Source organism: Okeania sp. SIO2B3, from assembly GCF_010672525.1.
GTDB lineage: Bacteria > Cyanobacteriota > Cyanobacteriia > Cyanobacteriales > Microcoleaceae > Okeania.
In genome coordinates this window covers 252,957-269,017 of record NZ_JAAHGH010000004.1, presented here as the reverse complement: position 1 = coordinate 269,017, position 16,061 = coordinate 252,957, and the positions used below count along the sequence as shown (strand labels likewise).

Annotated in this window: 13 protein-coding genes and 2 pseudogenes; 8 read left to right on the top strand and 7 right to left on the bottom strand. The window is 36.7% G+C overall.

Features of this window, described 5'->3' with window-relative positions; translation table 11 throughout:
• Positions 1–309: 309 nt before the first annotated feature.
• Complete coding sequence (gene mrdA / locus F6K15_RS05310) at positions 310–2,100, top strand: penicillin-binding protein 2 (protein WP_293057964.1); 1,791 nt, start codon at positions 310–312, stop codon at positions 2,098–2,100.
• 515 nt (positions 2,101–2,615) lie between these two features.
• On the opposite strand, the gene F6K15_RS05305 is transcribed toward mrdA, so the two are convergent.
• On the bottom strand, positions 2,616–3,947 hold the full coding sequence (locus F6K15_RS05305) for an LCP family protein (protein WP_293057961.1): 1,332 nt from the start codon (positions 3,945–3,947) through the stop codon (positions 2,616–2,618).
• Positions 3,948–4,027: 80 nt separating this feature from the next.
• On the opposite strand from F6K15_RS05305, the gene F6K15_RS05300 reads away from it, so the two are divergent.
• Entirely contained in the window at positions 4,028–5,266 is a 1,239-nt protein-coding gene (locus F6K15_RS05300; protein ID WP_293057958.1) for an RNA-guided endonuclease TnpB family protein, read from the top strand.
• A 43-nt stretch (positions 5,267–5,309) separates the two neighbouring features.
• Positions 5,310–6,359 (top strand): mannose-1-phosphate guanylyltransferase, encoded by a 1,050-nt coding sequence (locus F6K15_RS05295; RefSeq protein WP_293057956.1) that lies wholly within the window; start codon positions 5,310–5,312, stop codon positions 6,357–6,359.
• 395 nt (positions 6,360–6,754) lie between these two features.
• Here F6K15_RS05295 and F6K15_RS05290 read toward each other — a convergent pair whose 3' ends face one another.
• The 4 genes from F6K15_RS05290 to F6K15_RS05280 form a co-directional block, all read right to left on the bottom strand.
• The gene (locus F6K15_RS05290) at positions 6,755–7,135 is read right to left on the bottom strand and encodes a hypothetical protein (protein ID WP_293057953.1); all 381 of its coding nucleotides are present in this window, start codon (positions 7,133–7,135) and stop codon (positions 6,755–6,757) included.
• Positions 7,136–8,572: 1,437 nt separating this feature from the next.
• Positions 8,573–8,821, bottom strand: coding sequence for a transposase (locus F6K15_RS38150; protein ID WP_363267317.1), 249 nt, complete (start codon positions 8,819–8,821; stop codon positions 8,573–8,575).
• Positions 8,809–9,525, bottom strand: coding sequence for a transposase (locus tag F6K15_RS05285; RefSeq protein WP_363267315.1), 717 nt, complete (start codon positions 9,523–9,525; stop codon positions 8,809–8,811). The genes F6K15_RS38150 and F6K15_RS05285 overlap by 13 nt, the downstream gene beginning before the upstream one ends.
• Positions 9,526–9,706: 181 nt before the next feature.
• The gene (locus F6K15_RS05280; RefSeq protein ID WP_293057951.1) at positions 9,707–9,973 is read right to left on the bottom strand and encodes a helix-turn-helix domain-containing protein; all 267 of its coding nucleotides are present in this window, start codon (positions 9,971–9,973) and stop codon (positions 9,707–9,709) included.
• A gap of 153 nt (positions 9,974–10,126) precedes the next feature.
• Here F6K15_RS05280 and F6K15_RS05275 point away from each other — a divergent pair, with 153 nt between their 5' ends.
• On the top strand, positions 10,127–11,086 hold the full coding sequence (locus F6K15_RS05275; RefSeq protein ID WP_293057949.1) for an alcohol dehydrogenase catalytic domain-containing protein: 960 nt from the start codon (positions 10,127–10,129) through the stop codon (positions 11,084–11,086).
• A gap of 744 nt (positions 11,087–11,830) precedes the next feature.
• Here F6K15_RS05275 and F6K15_RS05270 read toward each other — a convergent pair.
• Complete coding sequence (locus tag F6K15_RS05270) at positions 11,831–12,133, bottom strand: hypothetical protein (RefSeq protein WP_293057947.1); 303 nt, start codon at positions 12,131–12,133, stop codon at positions 11,831–11,833.
• 136 nt (positions 12,134–12,269) lie between these two features.
• Between F6K15_RS05270 and F6K15_RS05265 the strand changes: the two genes are divergently transcribed.
• Positions 12,270–12,908 (top strand): peroxiredoxin, encoded by a 639-nt coding sequence (locus tag F6K15_RS05265; RefSeq protein WP_293057945.1) that lies wholly within the window; start codon positions 12,270–12,272, stop codon positions 12,906–12,908.
• 679 nt (positions 12,909–13,587) lie between these two features.
• Here F6K15_RS05265 and F6K15_RS05260 read toward each other — a convergent pair.
• Entirely contained in the window at positions 13,588–14,115 is a 528-nt protein-coding gene (locus F6K15_RS05260; protein WP_375341046.1) for a glycine betaine ABC transporter substrate-binding protein, read from the bottom strand.
• A 49-nt stretch (positions 14,116–14,164) separates the two neighbouring features.
• Here F6K15_RS05260 and F6K15_RS05255 point away from each other — a divergent pair.
• The 3 genes and pseudogenes from F6K15_RS05255 to F6K15_RS05245 all read left to right on the top strand — a co-directional run.
• Positions 14,165–14,332: pseudogene (locus F6K15_RS05255) on the top strand (Uma2 family endonuclease); the annotation flags it as partial.
• Between the two features lie 18 nt (positions 14,333–14,350).
• A pseudogene (locus tag F6K15_RS05250) lies at positions 14,351–14,935 on the top strand (Uma2 family endonuclease).
• A 34-nt stretch (positions 14,936–14,969) separates the two neighbouring features.
• Positions 14,970–15,950: a cysteine synthase A gene (locus tag F6K15_RS05245; protein ID WP_293057943.1), complete on the top strand. Its 981-nt coding sequence runs from the start codon at positions 14,970–14,972 to the stop codon at positions 15,948–15,950.
• Positions 15,951–16,061: the final 111 nt, after the last annotated feature.

Below are 16,061 nucleotides of genomic sequence, written 5' to 3'. Positions count from 1 at the left end.
CAATAGTTTAGTTACTGATATAAATCAAGAGTAAAAATTGAAAAATCATGTAAAATAAATCATCTAAATCTAGCAAGCAGTAAATTCTGTAAAGCTAGTAAAATTAATTATTTAACTATTTCGGGAATGGTCATTTTTTATAGATTTTGGCAATGAATTTATTGATTTTCAGACAGCGAAAGATACAATTATTATTGCAGCACTTTGAATTTTTATTTAAACTGCTGTGAAGTCTATCCCATTATTGATTAACAACTAAAAAACAATTAGTCTATTTAGTCTATCTTAAAATTCATAAATCAAGAAATCATGGTGCGCGAATTTTCTTTTGCTTTTGGACTACGAAAAATAGAAGAGAATAACCTCTCATCTCAAAAACATCAGTCACGCTCAATCTACCGAGCAATTGTGTTAATGCTATTAACCACAACTATAATCGGTCTACAAGTTAGTCGTTTGGTTCAACTACAACTAATTCAAGGTCAACAGAATAGAGACCGAGCAGAAAACAACCGTATTAGGCCAATTCCAGTAGCTTCTAATCGAGGACTAATCCTAGACCGTAATGGTAAAGCCTTTGCATCTAACCATCTCACCCGTTCCATATATTTATGGCCAAAAGAACAACCCAAAGAGCAATGGAAAATTACTGCAGCAAAACTCAGCCCCATAATTAATATACCCGCCGAAAAAATCATTAAAAAAGTAGAGCAGGCTATAAATTTAGGAGAAAGGAATATAAATATTAGCTATGAAGTGAATCGCGATACTTTTGTAACCTTACAGGAAAGAGCTGCGGAATTTTCCGGTGTAGAAGTTAGGTCGGAATCAACTCGTCATTATCCTCATGGACAATTAGCATCTCATATAATTGGATATCTTGGTGAAGTTACATCAGAAGAACTAAAAGCTAACCCAGAATATCAAATGAGAATGATGGTTGGTAGATTAGGGGTTGAAGCTAGTGCTAATGATTTACTTGCCGGAAAATGGGGTAAGCGTTTGATAGAGGTCAACGCCCAAAATCAGGAAATAGGTAGTCTCGGAGAAATTAAGCCTCAAGAAGGAAAAACAGTAAAGTTAACTCTTGATATAGACCTTCAGAAAACAGCGGAAAAAGCTCTGGGTTTTCGCAAGGGAGCAGTAGTTGCTCTAGATGTCAATACAGGGGAAATTTTAGCGATGGCAAGTTATCCCAGATTTAACCCCAATGTGTTTACAAAACCTATGCCTCAAAGCAAATGGCAGAATATTCATAGTCAAGAGCAATCTTTTTTAAATCGGTCTCTCCAGGGTTATCCTCCAGGTAGTACTTTTAAAATAGTGACTTCTTCAGCAGCTATGGGGTCTGGAAAATTTTCACCATACTCCCTTGTTTATACTTCTGACTCAATTTATGTTGGAGGTATTAGTTTCAATGAACATAGTGGAGGATATGGTTCAATTGGTTTTAGAAGTGCATTAGCCTACAGTAGTAATACTTTCTTTTATCGAATAGGTATGGCTATTGGCCCTCAAGAAATAATTAAATGGGCACATCAGCTTGGTTTGGGTGGTGAAAATTTAAACCTTTTGGGCATACCAGCTACATATAATGGTTTAATCCCTACTGAAGAAGATAAACGCAGGATTTATAATGATGATTGGTATTTGGGTGATACAGTAACTATGGCAATTGGCCAAGGTCTGGTTTTGTTGACACCATTAGAGTTGGCAGCAGCAGCAGCAGCGATCGCTAATGGTGGTAAACAGATTAAGCCTCACTTGTTGGCAAATGAAACTAATAGTCCAAAAATTAAGCCTACTCCCACAGGGTTGAAACCCGAACAGATAAAGATGATTAGGGAAGGCATGATTGATGCAGTTTATTATGGTACAGCACAATCTCTTAATGATGGTACTATTCCTCTTACAGGAGGGAAAACGGGAACCTCAGAAGTAATTGGACAAAGATCCCACTCCTTATATGTTGGTTTTGGGCCAGCTTATCAGTCAAAAATTGCGATCGCTGTCATTGTGGAGAATGGAGGTTATGGTTCTGTTGCTGCTGCTCCTGTGGCCAAACAGGTTTTTCAAACTTATTTTGGCAAGTATAATTAGGGTTTGCTGAAAAAGTCTTTTAGTGGGGGTAGGAAACAGGAAACAGGAGACAGGAGACAGGAGACAGGAGGAACGAGGAATTTAGAGGAGGTAGGAGTAAGAATTGTCCCAAGATTGCTCTGCCCAACTCTTGGCCAAAATCCTGAATTTTTGAACCATTACTACCTAAAACCTCCCACTTTTTGATACTTAAAAAGGCTAAAATCTTGATCTGTAAAGACTTTTAGATTTAATCAGCAAGCCCTAATAATTAATTATTAATTAGTAAGCATTCAGCCGTCAGCTAGCCTCCTATGGTCGGAACTACGTTATCAGCTATTGCTTTTAGTTTACGATCAAAGCTTTATTAATTGTCTTACTACAAAAGTTGGTTCTCTTGACCTTAAAGTCTATATTAATTTAAACACTGTTCTTAAAGAGAAAGTCTTGTTGCTGTTTGGGCAGTATTCCGCAGGAAAAGCTGACAGCTAATAGCTCTTTGCGCAGCAGTTCGCAGGAAATGCTTACATTAATTATTAATTATTAATTATTAATTTTTGAACCGAATCTTCCCCTAATCGAACAGTAAAATCAGAACCAATTTCACCAATAGAAGCAGGCTCAATCTTACCAAAACCCAAAGCATTTTTCACAACTTCAGCAGACTCCAAATAACCCCCTTGAACAATAATTTGAGTCAAAGGTTCTTTGTCAGACCAATCAGAAAGCACATAAACATTGTAGAATCCTTTTTCGCGCAAATACTGAGCAAAATTTGTTGCTGCTTGAGAATTACTAGAGGCATTTTGAACAGCTATTTTAGCCTCAAAAAACAAAGTTTCATTAGCTTTTTGCGGATGAAATAGATCGTTATAATTAAACTCTTCTAACTTGAAATTAAAATATTGTTCAAGGATTCGGTCTCGACCAGGTTGATCTATAATCCAATAGCTAGTCAAATACTCATTACTAGAACTAGCTCTTCCTGGCAACATTACCATTCTCAAATCATCTCGTTCTAAATCAAGACTAAAATTCACCAAAGCCAACATTTCAGGAAAACTTAAATTAGTATCAACATACTTCAGCATCACCTGAATAATATGAGGCAACCGAGGTAAAACTGCCACATTAGTAACGCGGTTTCGGAGCGCCTTAAGCAAAACTTGTTGTCGTTGAATACGACCAATATCTCCATAAACTTCTTCTCGGAAACGAGCAAATTGTTCTGCTTGTTCTCCATTGAGAGTTTGCCAACCAGACTTTAAATCTATTTTTAACTGCTGAGTATTATCAGTATAAGACATAGGTTGAGGAACAAAAATTTCTACCCCACCAAGTTGTTCAACTAATTCTCGAAACGCTCCTTTACTAACTCGCACATATCGGTCAATCTCAAAACCACTTAAAGTACTCTCTAAAACACTTTCTACCAGTTTTGGCCCTCCATAAACATTAGCTTCATTAATTTTAGCAATACCAATTTCAGGAATTAGGACTTGAGTATCTCGTGGTACTGAAAGTAAACTGACAGTCTGAGTCGTGGGATTAGCTTGTAATAATAGTAAAGTATCGCTACGACCCTCAAACACATCTGGAGAATTTTCTGCCACTCCTGAAACTTGGTCAATTCCCATAATTAGAATATTCATAGGTTTTGATAGTTGGTAAGGCAGACGCTTACGCCACAAGACATCTGAGGTAAATTTCTGGAGTAGTTGACTAAAAAACTGTGGTTCAACCGGAGCAAATAGAGCAGTTATTGCCCCAAACGAAGTAGTTGTAGTTCCACTCAAAACTAATACAAGTATCCAGAACCACCATTTCTGCAAAATAGACCGGGACTCGGTAGGAGAAGTATTATTCATAATATAAAATAAAGTTAATATTATTGTCTAAAAATTTGTGATAATATTATCTACAGTCAACTTGAGTCTTCCTCAAATCCTTGTACAGATCCATCAAAGTCAGAATCTATCCATCATCAGAGCAATCCCAAAAACTAACTCAAGTCATGGGGTGTGCTAGATGGTGGTGGAACTATGCTTTAAACCTGTGCAATGAAACTTATCAACAAACAGGCAAAGGATTAAGCCAAGTTGCTCTAAATCAAGTTTTGCCCAAGCTCAAAAAATCTGAAGAAACTGCATGGTTGAAAGAATGTTATTCTCAAGTTTTGCAGTCAATAACCCTGAACCTAACCAAAGCATTTAAGAACTTTTTTGAGAAAAGGGCTAACTACCCTAAATTCAAGTCTTATCATGGGAAACAATCAGCACAGTATCCTCAAAACTGTCAAGTAGTTGACAATGGAGTGAAAATTCCTCAAGTAGGGGTAATTAAAGGCTCAATTCATAGATTATTTGACGGTCAATTAAAAACTGTAACCATAACTAAAACACCTACAGGAAAGTATTATGCCTCATTGTTGTTCAACACTGAACAAGAAACTCCGGAAGTGTTGATTTTTGATAAAGTAGTCGGTATTGATTTAGGACTCAAGGATTTTTGTATTACCCATGATGGAGAAAAAACATCTAAATATAATAATTCTAGACACCTCAAGAAACATCAGAGAAACTTAGCAAGAAAACAAGCTAAATTAGCTCGTAAGAAAAAAGGAAGTATTTCAAGAGAAAAAGCACGCCAGCTAGTGGCTAGAGTTCACGAACATATTAGTAATGTCCGTCAAGACTTTCTACATAAATTATCTCGAAAAATAGTCAATGATAATCAGGTAGTGGTCGTTGAAAATTTGAATATCAAGGGTATGGTTTGTAATCATAAGCTAGCTAAAGCAATATCTGATGTCGGATGGGGTATGTTTGTCAATTTCCTTGACTATAAACTACAACAAAAAGGTGGTTTGTTAATAGAAATTGACAGATGGTTTCCTAGTTCTAAAACTTGCTGTAATTGTCTCTACCAAATGTCAGAAATGCCATTAGAGATGAGAGAGTGGACTTGTCCGAATTGTGGCACACACCATGATAGGGATGAAAATGCCAGCAAGAATATTAAGAACAGAAGGCATCAGACAATTATCGGTCTTGGAAGGACTGCTGCTGTTCGCGCAGCGTCCCGTAGGGAAGGAGGGGAAGTAAGACCAAAAGCTGGGCGTAAGTCCGTCTTGAGGCATTCCCCTGTGAGTTCAGAAGCCCCACTTCAGCCTAGCAAGTTGGGGTAGTTCACGATTGAATAGTCTAATCTATTAATTAATCTAAAATCTGATGATACCTGTAATTCTTGCTGGCGGTAAAGGAGAACGTTTTTGGCCTTTAAGTCGAAAGCATCGACCCAAACAGTTTCTTTCCCTGGATGGTAGTGGTAAAAGTTTGTTACAAACAACAGCAGAGAGATTACTCTCATTATCTAATAATTGGGATGGTTTATGGGTTGTAACATCGGCAATGTTGGCCGAAGGTGTAGCACAACAGTTACCCCAGATGCCAAAGGAAAATATATTGGCAGAACCAGAAGGAAGGGATACAGCTCCTGCTGTTGCGTGGACAGCAATAGAGACAGCACGTCGTTATGGGGAAGATGCAGTAGTTGGGTTTTTTCCGGCTGACCATTGGATTGGGGAACCGGAAGTATTCCAGAAGACCTTGGAGGCAGCAGCTGAGTTGGCAATGAACCAGGAGGCTATTGTCACCCTCGGTGTGAAGCCCTCTTTCCCTTCTACTGGTTATGGATACATTGAACAGGGAGAAAAAGCAGGAAATTTTGGTGGGTTTGATGCTTATCGGGTGGCCAGGTTTACGGAAAAGCCTAACCGGGAGAAGGCTGAGGAGTTTTTGGCAACTGGTCGTTTTAGTTGGAATGGGGGTATTTTTGTGTTCCGGGTGGGAGTAATGTTGGCTGAGTTACGAAAATATGCCCCGACGATGATGACTGTTTTGGAGGCGATGGGTGCTGAGGGTTATTCTCAGTTGGAGAAGAAGAGTATTGATTATGCTGTGATGGAGAAGACTGATAAGGCTTTTGTGTTACCTGTGGCTTTTGGTTGGGATGATTTGGGTGACTGGAATGCTTTGGAACGTTTGGTTAAGGGTGATGGAGTTAATGTGGAGTTGGCTAATCATTTGGGGTTGGATACGGAGGGGTCGATTTTTTATGCCACGAGTGATGATGATGCTATTGTGACTATTGGTTTGGAGGATGTGGTTGTTGTTAGGGATGGGAATGTGACTTTGATTGTGAAAAAGGAGCGGTCTCAGGATATTAAGCAAGTTTTGAAGAGTTTGGCTAATCATCCTAAGTTTAAGGATTTATTGTAGGAAGAAGGAGTCAGTCCTCAGTCCTCAGGAGGAATAGGAGATTTAGAGGAGTAGGAAGAAGGAAGAGGGAAGGAGGAAGGAGGAAGAAGGAGGGATATAGTTGTAGGTTGGGTTAAGCGACAGCGCAACCCAACAAAAACTTGTATGGCAGTACATTTTTTAGTTACAGTGGTTTTCATTTTGGTAAACCAAAGTGGTAGGGATGTTCCATGGAACGTCCGTACTATATTTTGCGACGTGAGGTATTGATTTGAAAAGCGCTATAAGAGAATAAATTTTGGTTGAAAAAAGCACCAGAATATTAACAGTAGGATTTCCTAATTTTAGTACGTTATGCTATATGATTTGGGTTTCCTTACCTCAAGTCAACCTACAAATGCTGAAAATGCTTTGATTTACCATACTAGAAGTGCCTCTATTTTACTGCGAATACGACTAAAGCCATCTGCACACTGATTAAAACAAATTACGTCAACCCTTACCCATCGACCATCATTAGTACAGATAACATTGAAAACAGTATTATTTCCTTTTTTAAAGCGACTGTTCCAACCAGGAATTTTTTGGATTGTCCCTTGTTGTACCAATCTGTCCATTTCTTGTTTAGCATTCTGCTCACAGCTTACGATATCTGTGGTACTCACTCTCTCCCAACCTGTGCTACCTCCATCTCCTGTTCCTGCATTTACTTCTTTAGGTAAAGAACCAACTATTAAGGCAAAAGCTGTAACACCAACAAATAGTCTAGTTGTAATTGTATTGATTGTCTTTAACATTTGATTACCTCATTTATTTGCTATTTTTACCCTGCAATTATCTTTATCTGATTTTATTTCTTGCCTCAGAAATATAACTGGGAGTTTTATTAATTTTTAAGATATCCTTTCACCTAAGAAACTGTAGAGAATTTTAGGCAGTTAAAAATTTTCTTTTAGGGAATTTAAGCCAAAAATCTATCAAAGCGAAATTTCATAATATACATATTTTTCTCCTATCTATAAATTACTTCCTAATTGCCTTAACTTAGTTGTAGGTTGTGTTAAGAGACAGCGCAACCTGACAAAAACTTGTATGGCAGTAGTTTTTTTTACTTAAGAGAGTAAATTTTGCTTGAAAAAAGCACCAGAATATTAATAGCAGGATTCCCTAACCTTAAATGTGTTGTGCTATATATTTTGGGTTTATCCTACGGATAAGCTACGAAGAGCGTTGCCTCAACTCAACCTACTTCCCTTTGACCTGCAATTTTTTAGGAGCTTCACACAATAAAATTGTTGGTGATTTTCCACTGCGCTCGAAACTTTACTATATAAATAGCTCTTGAGATAACTCAAATCCCAAAGCATTTTTCAGAACATTCTTATTACTAAGGTAAGCGATCGCCTCATCTTTTCAATTGCCATTCTTTATATTAGCTCTAGAGAAATTTAGAAAAGTTTTGCTTAATCTATAGAACTATTAAATTTGATTTTAAATAACTTTTTGTTGCTGTGGAAAAATCAGCTTTGTTTTTCTGCACTTGAAGAAATTTAGATATTGAGTGCCTGGAATTTACTGCTTATTATTTACTATTTGTCAATAGCTAGAATTGCTTAGGCATCTATACTTATTCAAAATTTGTTTTTTTAAGGTTATCTAACTCTGCTGAAAATTAGCAGATTTGAGATGCAATGAACGTAAATACGAGGTTATAGCTTTCTTAAAAAGGTCTTTTTTTGAATTTAATCATAAGATTGGCATCATATCTTAGTGTACAGAGTATGATACAAATCGCTGAAATAACGCAAGTTCGTGAAATATTTTGTAATAATTAGCGAAAAATGAGGCGATTTTGATTGGAAGAAATAATCTTAAAAATTAATTTAATTAGTATGACTTATGTTGAAGGGTGACAATTTAGTTTTGTTTTTGAAATTAATTTTGCCCTCCCTTGGAGAAAGTAGAACAGAAAGTAATGATAACTTTCTGATTACTTTGTCATACTCTTAAGTAGTTGGAGCGATCACTCTATTTTTGATTTTTGATCTTTTTAGGTTAGGGCTTGTAACTGTTGCCTGTAATCTGGATGTGGGTTTTATGGTTCTATTTTGTGTGAGTCCCATTAGTTATAGTCTAGCAAAAGCCTACAATTATCATTTTTGGAATAATTTCTCAAAAATTCAACTATGCCCGAAAGAAACTACTCGGTGACATACTCCCACACTAAGCTGACGTTATAGTGTAAGCTCTCTCGTTTCGCAGTCCTGCCACTGCATCGGACAAGCGCGTGCTTTAAGGACGGGATGCCCCACCGCCCTATTTTTTATATTTATTGCTGCATTTAAGTCGCGGTCCATAACGATACCGCAGTGTGGGCAAGAATGAGTTCGTATGTTTAATTCTTTCGGGACTTTTTCACCGCAATTCGAGCAATCTTGGCTAGTATTTTTGGGGTTTACTGCTATAGTCTTCACCTCCAGCATTTCCGGCTTTGACAGTCAAAATATACAGGAATTGTCCCCCAAATCGCATCATTAATTGATGTACTCAAACGGGTCTTTGCTAGCCCTTTAATATTTAAGTTTTCGTATTGGATAACTTCAGCTTTTAATAACAATTCATTGGCTGTTTTGAAATGAAAATCTTTACGTTTATCGGCTACCTTTTTATGTTGTTTAGCTACAGTTAGAAGAGCTTTTAACCATCTTTTGCTGCCTTTATTTTTACGGGATAAACGTTTTTGTAGAGTCTTTAATCGCTTCTGAGATGAGCGATAATATTGAGGAATTGAAACCGATTCTCCTTCACTTGTTACCAAGAAGTTTTTCAGCCCCATATCGATTAAGAGAGTATTTTCTGTTGTCGGTTCGACATCACAATTAAATTTAGGAACCGATTTATATTCTAAGGATAGCGTGACATAATAGCCATCAGCTTTACGGCTAATAGTAACGGTTTTAATTTGAAAACCTGACGGCAATGGTCGATGTTGAATCAACTTTACTTTACCAATTTTCGGTAAATTAATCTTATTTCCCTCAATACAATTTTGCTTTATTTGAGGATAAGTAAAGCTACGATAACGACCAATTCCATTCAACCTTGGCTTGCCTAATTTATGCCCATTTTTATCTGCCTTCAACCATCTATCAAAGGAAAGTTTTACCGAGCAATTGTAGGTATGCACCTCCCTTTTTAAGGGGATAAAAAAAATAAAATTATGTATTTTCTTGCCTCCTTATTGCAGAGGTACTGATAACTGATAACTGATAACTGAAATGACCCGTTTAATACAATCTTGCAATACTTGAGAATGAATTAGCTTGTAGTCAGGAAATTTATCTTTAGTATTGACTAAATCTTAATTCTTACGAGTAATAATCCGGGTTATTTTTTAGTTGAGGAATTGGCATTATTAAAGGGCAAGGATTAACGGAAGAGCGATTTTCTGAGCACCACGAAAACCGCTCCCCCAACCGATAGTTGTACTGCCGACGCAACAAGTCCAGCCATAGTTCTATGGTAGACACAAGTTCATTATTAGGCTTTAATTTGTACTGATAAGCTGTCCGCATTACTATCAACATTAGTTCGCTCATTGTTATGATAACGTCAACAATTGAAGTCTTGAGCAAAAAGCAATATTTGTAAATTAATGAGGCGTACTCACCCCATTAATTTACCGCCGATTAATCTGGTCGCCAAATCAGAGATTATGGCGCGAGGCTTCTCGACGATTTAGCTAAAATCAAATTAAGCAGACCTACTCAAAAAAGACAATAGAAATAATGAAAGGAATCTGGCTAGAAAACCAACAACTCCAACTCCGCACCGACCTCTCCACACCCGAACCCCCAGAAGGAGAAGCACTTGTCCGGGTCTTGCGTGCTGGTATCTGCAATACAGACCTAGAACTTCTTAGAGGTTACTACCCTTACAAAGGTATCCTCGGCCATGAATTTGTCGGTGTGGTCGAACAAGGACCCGAAAATTTACTCAATCGACGAGTGGTCGGAGAAATTAATGCCGCTTGTGGTCATTGTCGCTTTTGCTTAAGCAACCAACCCACCCATTGTGAAAATCGGACAGTCTTGGGAATAGTTAACCGCAATGGAGCTTTTGCCGAATATCTCACCTTGCCAGCAAAAAATCTCCATCCGGTACCTGAAAATGTCTCAACCGATGAAGCTACATTTACTGAGCCAGTGGCAGCAGCATTGGAAATTCAGCAACAGATACAAATTTGTCCAGTAGATAAAGTTTTAGTTGTGGGGGATGGCAAACTTGGACAGTTGGTGGCACAAACTTTAGCTTTAACTGATTGTCAGTTATTGGTTGTCGGTCGTCACCGGGAAAAACTGGCAAATTTAGAAGAGCGGGGAATTAAAACTGGGTTTGCTGATGCTGTAACTACAGGAGCTTTTGATGTGGCAGTCGAATGTACTGGCAACCCAGAGGGATTTGCGATCGCTCGTCGTGCCCTTCGTCCTTGTGGTATTTTGGTCCTCAAAAGTACTTATGCTGGGAATCTGAGTTTGGATATTTCGTCGTTGGTGGTGGATGAAATTACTTTAGTTGGTTCTCGTTGCGGACCTTTTAAACCTGCATTGGAACTTTTATCACAACAGAAGGTTAATATTAGGCCATTAATCCAAGCTCATTATCCCCTAGAGGCAGGAATTGATGCTTTTGCTCATGCTCAGAAGAAGGGAGTATTAAAAGTATTAATAGATATTGGGCAGGAATAGGCTGTTGTTTTTTTTGAAATTAAATTTATATGCCTCAAATCAAAAAGTAGCAAGCTTAACGAAGTCATAAGTTAGAATTTAGAAGTTAGAAGTTATTTTTGTAACAGGGATTTGAGCTTCCCTCCAAAAATATTTCGCCTTAAAAGGTGGGGTGGCGCGACCCAATTGTTTTGATCAAAACTATTTCTAACTAGGGCTTGGTGATTAAATCTAAAAGCATTGAAATATAAAGACTTTAGCCTTTTTGGGATCGAAAAAAGTACTTGTTTTTCAGCTCTTCATGCTCATGCATGGAGCGTATTTTAGGCTCATAGTTGGGCAGAACAATCTTGGGGCAATTCTTACTCCTATCTCCTCGAAATTCCCCGTTCCTCCTGTCTTCCCCTCCTGGGAGGGGCCTGCGGGTGGGTTGTCTCCAGTATAGCTGTCTCCTACAAAGAGCAAAAAGACTTTCCATACGCAAACCCTAACTATTGCCTAATATCAGTTTAAAAAAAGAATGCGATCAAAAGTTCATCTTGATTGGATATGCTTAAAAATAGCTGCTCCAATTCATTTTAGATAGTTATCTTTATCGTTTTTCCCTTTCTTTCAATATTTACTGAATAGTTAAGGTTTAAAGCTTCTCTTTTAAAGGAGAAAAAAGAAAAAATTTTCCTTTTAGTCAATCCTATCCGTTTTCAAAGATAGGTGATTATTAATTATTAATTGTTGAACCCTTCTGCCTTCTGCCTTCTTCCTTCTTCAATAGGAATTAATCCGGTCGTACCAACTCACAGATTTAGGTTTATAGTCAATACAATTAATTGCTTTTTCTGAAAGAGCAACTTTAGGTTGTACAGGACATTTGAGGTGATAATCTCCAGTAAAAAATAGACAATTAGCACAGGGAATTTCGTGCATTTGTTTCGCTCTACGGACTGAATCAACAAGGGCGCTGATTATACTCCAAACCGTTAAAATTATCAATCCCCAAGCAAGGACAAAACAGAAAGGAACCAAAAATGGTTGTATGGCATGAATAACAAAATAAATAAATTGAAACATGGTTACTAATTCATAACAGATAACGTAACTTTCAACTTAATCCAATTTTTAAGATTATATAAAGTTAAAAGCTTAAATGATTATAGGATGAAAACATAGAGAATTGTTCACTATAAACAATATAGGAAGTTAAGCTATGGGCCTTAGATTAGGTGATACAGTACCCAACTTTACCCAAAATTCTTCTGAAGGGGAAATCAACTTTTATGACTGGGCTGGAGATAGCTGGGTAGTGCTATTTTCTCACCCTGCTGATTACACACCTGTTTGTACAACAGAGCTAGGGACAGTTGCCAAACTCAAACCAGAATTTGACAAAAGAGGTGCTAAGGTTTTAGCCCTAAGTGTGGATGATGCAGAATCTCATAAGGGTTGGATTGGAGATATTAATGAAACCCAAAGTACAACGGTTAATTATCCTATCCTGGCAGATGTGGATAAAAAGGTTTCTGATTTGTACGATATGATTCATCCTAATTCTTTAAATAATCTCACAATTCGTACTGTTTTTATTATCGACCCCCAAAAGAAACTCCGTCTTTCTATTACTTATCCTGCTAGTACAGGTCGTAATTTTGAGGAAATTCTTAGAGTAATTGACTCTTTGCAACTAACAGATAATTATCAAGTTGCTACTCCTGTAAATTGGAAAGATGGAGATGATTGTGTAATTGTTCCTTCTCTAAAAGATCCAGAAGTATTGAAAGAAAAATTCCCCAAAGGTTACACAGAAGTTAAGTCATATTTGCGGATGACCCCTCAACCAAATAAGTAAAGTTATAGTAGGGAGCAGAGAACAGTAGCAAAAGCTTTTTTCTTTCTCAGTTTCATCATCAACAAAAGGTAAGCATTTCCTGTGGAATGCTGCGCAAACAGCTATTAGCAGTCAGCTCTCAGCAAAAAAAAGGGGGTTTTAATGAATATATACTGTTTCGGCCAGCTTTTATAGTAAGTATAAATTCTGACTCAATCAGTAAAGCTTTTATCTAAAATTAAAAGCAATAGCTGATTGCTGATTACTGACGGCTGAAAGCTTACAACATAAGTCAAATATCAACTCGTTCCTTGCTATATAATTTAATTGAGGATTAAGATTTTAACTAGGATTCTTAATCCTTAATTAAATATAGATTGATTGTTTAAAGTTTAGATTTGCTTTTTTACTTAATCCCTTAATCTATCTCTTATATCATGTCCGGATAATTAGTGATAAAAAAACTTTCTCCTTCTTTTCTTTTTTCTTCCCTCCTGAATTCTGAATTCTGGATTCTGAATTCTGAATTCTGAGTAGTTTATTTATAACTGTTCAACCGGACATGATATTAATAACAATTTTTTTCTCAAGGCAATGAATTAATAGCTCATAGCTAATAATTGAGTACTGAATACTGATAATTTTTAGGAGTAAAATTCATGTTTTATGATTCAATTATTTGATTGAGACCTCTAATTTTTCAGCCTTGATTAGTAGTAGCAGCTTCCATTTGTTTTGCCTCTTTTAACCATCTATCAAATTGTTGCTGATTATTTTTTACCCATTTTTTTGCTTGGCGATGACTACTTCCTAAGTTACGATCTAAAAAGGAATAAATTTTTTCTATTTCTAATCGATAGAGACTAAAATCAGAAACATTATTTTCTAACCTGTCTATAGCTTCTTTTATACGTAATTCTTCAACATTCAAATCTGCCAGAGGAATTTGAACTAACTCCAGCCACCTTTTAACAACTGGATTAGCTTCTAGAAATTTTTTGTTAGCAACAATACGTTGTTGAACTATTGGAAAACCAAGATTTTTTCTATCTAGTAATGTATCTTTTTCAGTTAGATTATCCAAGGTAAAAGGAACTTCCAACCAAACTACATCTTCTCCTTGTTTTAAGGCACTAAATATCCATTCAGGTTGAGAGGCATAGTAAAGAATTGGTTTTCCTTCCTGGTAACGAGTAATAGTTTTTTTGTAACAAGGTCTGGATTCCACAAATAACCTCATATTACACATACCCAATCTGTTAGTGTCATATTCTACATATATGGAAGAACCGGGAGTAAAACTGGGTTGGTTAATCGATAGAAAACAACAGAAAGTTTATATTTATCGCCCAGGAACTACTACTGAATGTTTAGAAAATCCTGATAGTCTGAGTGGAGAATCAGTATTGCCTGGATTTGTTTTAAATATGAGCAAAATTTGGTAAATGGGAGGGAAATAAATTATGCTTGACGACCAAATTATTCTGCAAATGCCTCCAGATTTACAAATGACAGAGGAACAATTTTTTGAATTCTGTCAAATTAACCGAGATTTACGCATAGAAACTAATAAATTTGGAGAATTATTAATTATGTCTCCTACTGGTTCATAAACAGGAAATAGAGAATTTAATCTATGTGTGCAATTAGGAATATGGTCAGAACAAAATCGTACAGGTATAGCTTTTAGTTATAGTACAGGATTTACTCTTTCTACAGGGGCAAAAAAATCTCCAGATGCTTCCTGGATAAAATTAGAAAGATGGAATAGTTTATCCCCAGAACAAAAAGAAAAGTTTGCTCCTCTTTGCCCAGATTTTATTGTGGAATTAATGTCACCCTCAGATAGTCTGAAAACTCTCCAAGCAAAAATGACAGAATATATGGAAGAACCGGGAGTAAAACTGGGTTGGTTAATCGATAAAAAACAACAGAAAGTTTATATTTATCGCCCAGGAACGACTACCGAATGTTTAGAAAATCCTGACAGTCTGAGTGGAGAATCAGTATTGCCTGGATTTGTTTTAAATATGAGCAAAATTTGGTAAAATAATATTTTGTAAATAAAATATTGGTCAAAAAATGGATATTAAACAAGGTTTTATCGGTACAGTTGGCAATACTCCATTAATTAGATTAAATAGCTTCAGTGAAGAAACTGGATGTGAAATTTTAGGCAAAGCAGAATTTCTTAATCCAGGGGGTTCGGTGAAAGACCGAGCTGCTCTTTATATTATTAAAGATGCAGAAGAAAAAGGTTTACTGAAACCTGGTGGAACAGTTGTGGAAGGAACTGCTGGTAATACAGGAATTGGTTTGGCACATATTTGTAATGCTAAAGGTTATAAATGTTTGATTATTATTCCGGAAACTCAATCTATTGAAAAAATGGATGCTTTGAGAACTTTAGGTGCAGAGGTTCGTCCCGTTCCTGCGGTTCCCTATAAAGACCCGAATAATTATGTAAAAATGTCAGGTAGATTAGCGTCGGAAATGGAAAATGCTATCTGGGCAAATCAGTTTGATAATTTGGCAAATAGAATCGCTCATTATGAAACAACCGGACCGGAAATTTGGGAACAAACAGATGGAAAAGTAGATGCTTGGGTAGCTGCTACTGGTACTGGTGGAACTTTTGCTGGTGTTTCATTATTTTTAAAAGAAAAAAATCCCCAAATTAAAACTGTAGTAGCTGACCCCATGGGAAGTGGTATTTATAGTTATGTGAAAACTGGTGAGATTTCTACAGAGGGTAATTCTATTACTGAGGGTATTGGTAATAGTCGGATTACGAAAAATATGGAAAATGTGCCGATTGATGATGCAATTAGGGTTGATGATAAAGAGGCGGTTAGAGTAGTTTATCAACTATTAAGAAAAGACGGTTTATTTATGGGAGGTTCTGTAGGAATTAATGTTGGTGCAGCAGTGGCTTTAGCAAAAGAAATGGGTCCCGGTCATACTATTGTGACTGTATTATGTGATAGTGGCGCTCGTTATCAATCAAAATTATTTAATAGTGAGTGGTTAGCTGCTAAAAATTTATTGCCGGATGAAGTATAACTTTCTAAGCATTTAGCTGTCAGCTAGCCTCCTATCGGAGGAACTGCGTTATCAGCTATCAGCTATTTTTTCGTGGGTTTTAAAGCTGTATTAATTGAGCTATAACTGTAA

Coding starts and splice junctions, on each gene's coding strand:
- mrdA (WP_293057964.1), top strand. CDS start 310: ATGGTGCGCGAATTTTCTTTTGCTTTTGGACTACGAAAAATAGAAGAG.
- F6K15_RS05305 (WP_293057961.1), bottom strand. CDS start 3,947: ATGAATAATACTTCTCCTACCGAGTCCCGGTCTATTTTGCAGAAATGG.
- F6K15_RS05295 (WP_293057956.1), top strand. CDS start 5,310: ATGATACCTGTAATTCTTGCTGGCGGTAAAGGAGAACGTTTTTGGCCT.
- F6K15_RS05290 (WP_293057953.1), bottom strand. CDS start 7,135: ATGTTAAAGACAATCAATACAATTACAACTAGACTATTTGTTGGTGTT.
- F6K15_RS38150 (WP_363267317.1), bottom strand. CDS start 8,821: ATGCTGGAGGTGAAGACTATAGCAGTAAACCCCAAAAATACTAGCCAA.
- F6K15_RS05275 (WP_293057949.1), top strand. CDS start 10,127: ATGAAAGGAATCTGGCTAGAAAACCAACAACTCCAACTCCGCACCGAC.
- F6K15_RS05270 (WP_293057947.1), bottom strand. CDS start 12,133: ATGTTTCAATTTATTTATTTTGTTATTCATGCCATACAACCATTTTTG.
- F6K15_RS05265 (WP_293057945.1), top strand. CDS start 12,270: ATGGGCCTTAGATTAGGTGATACAGTACCCAACTTTACCCAAAATTCT.
- F6K15_RS05245 (WP_293057943.1), top strand. CDS start 14,970: ATGGATATTAAACAAGGTTTTATCGGTACAGTTGGCAATACTCCATTA.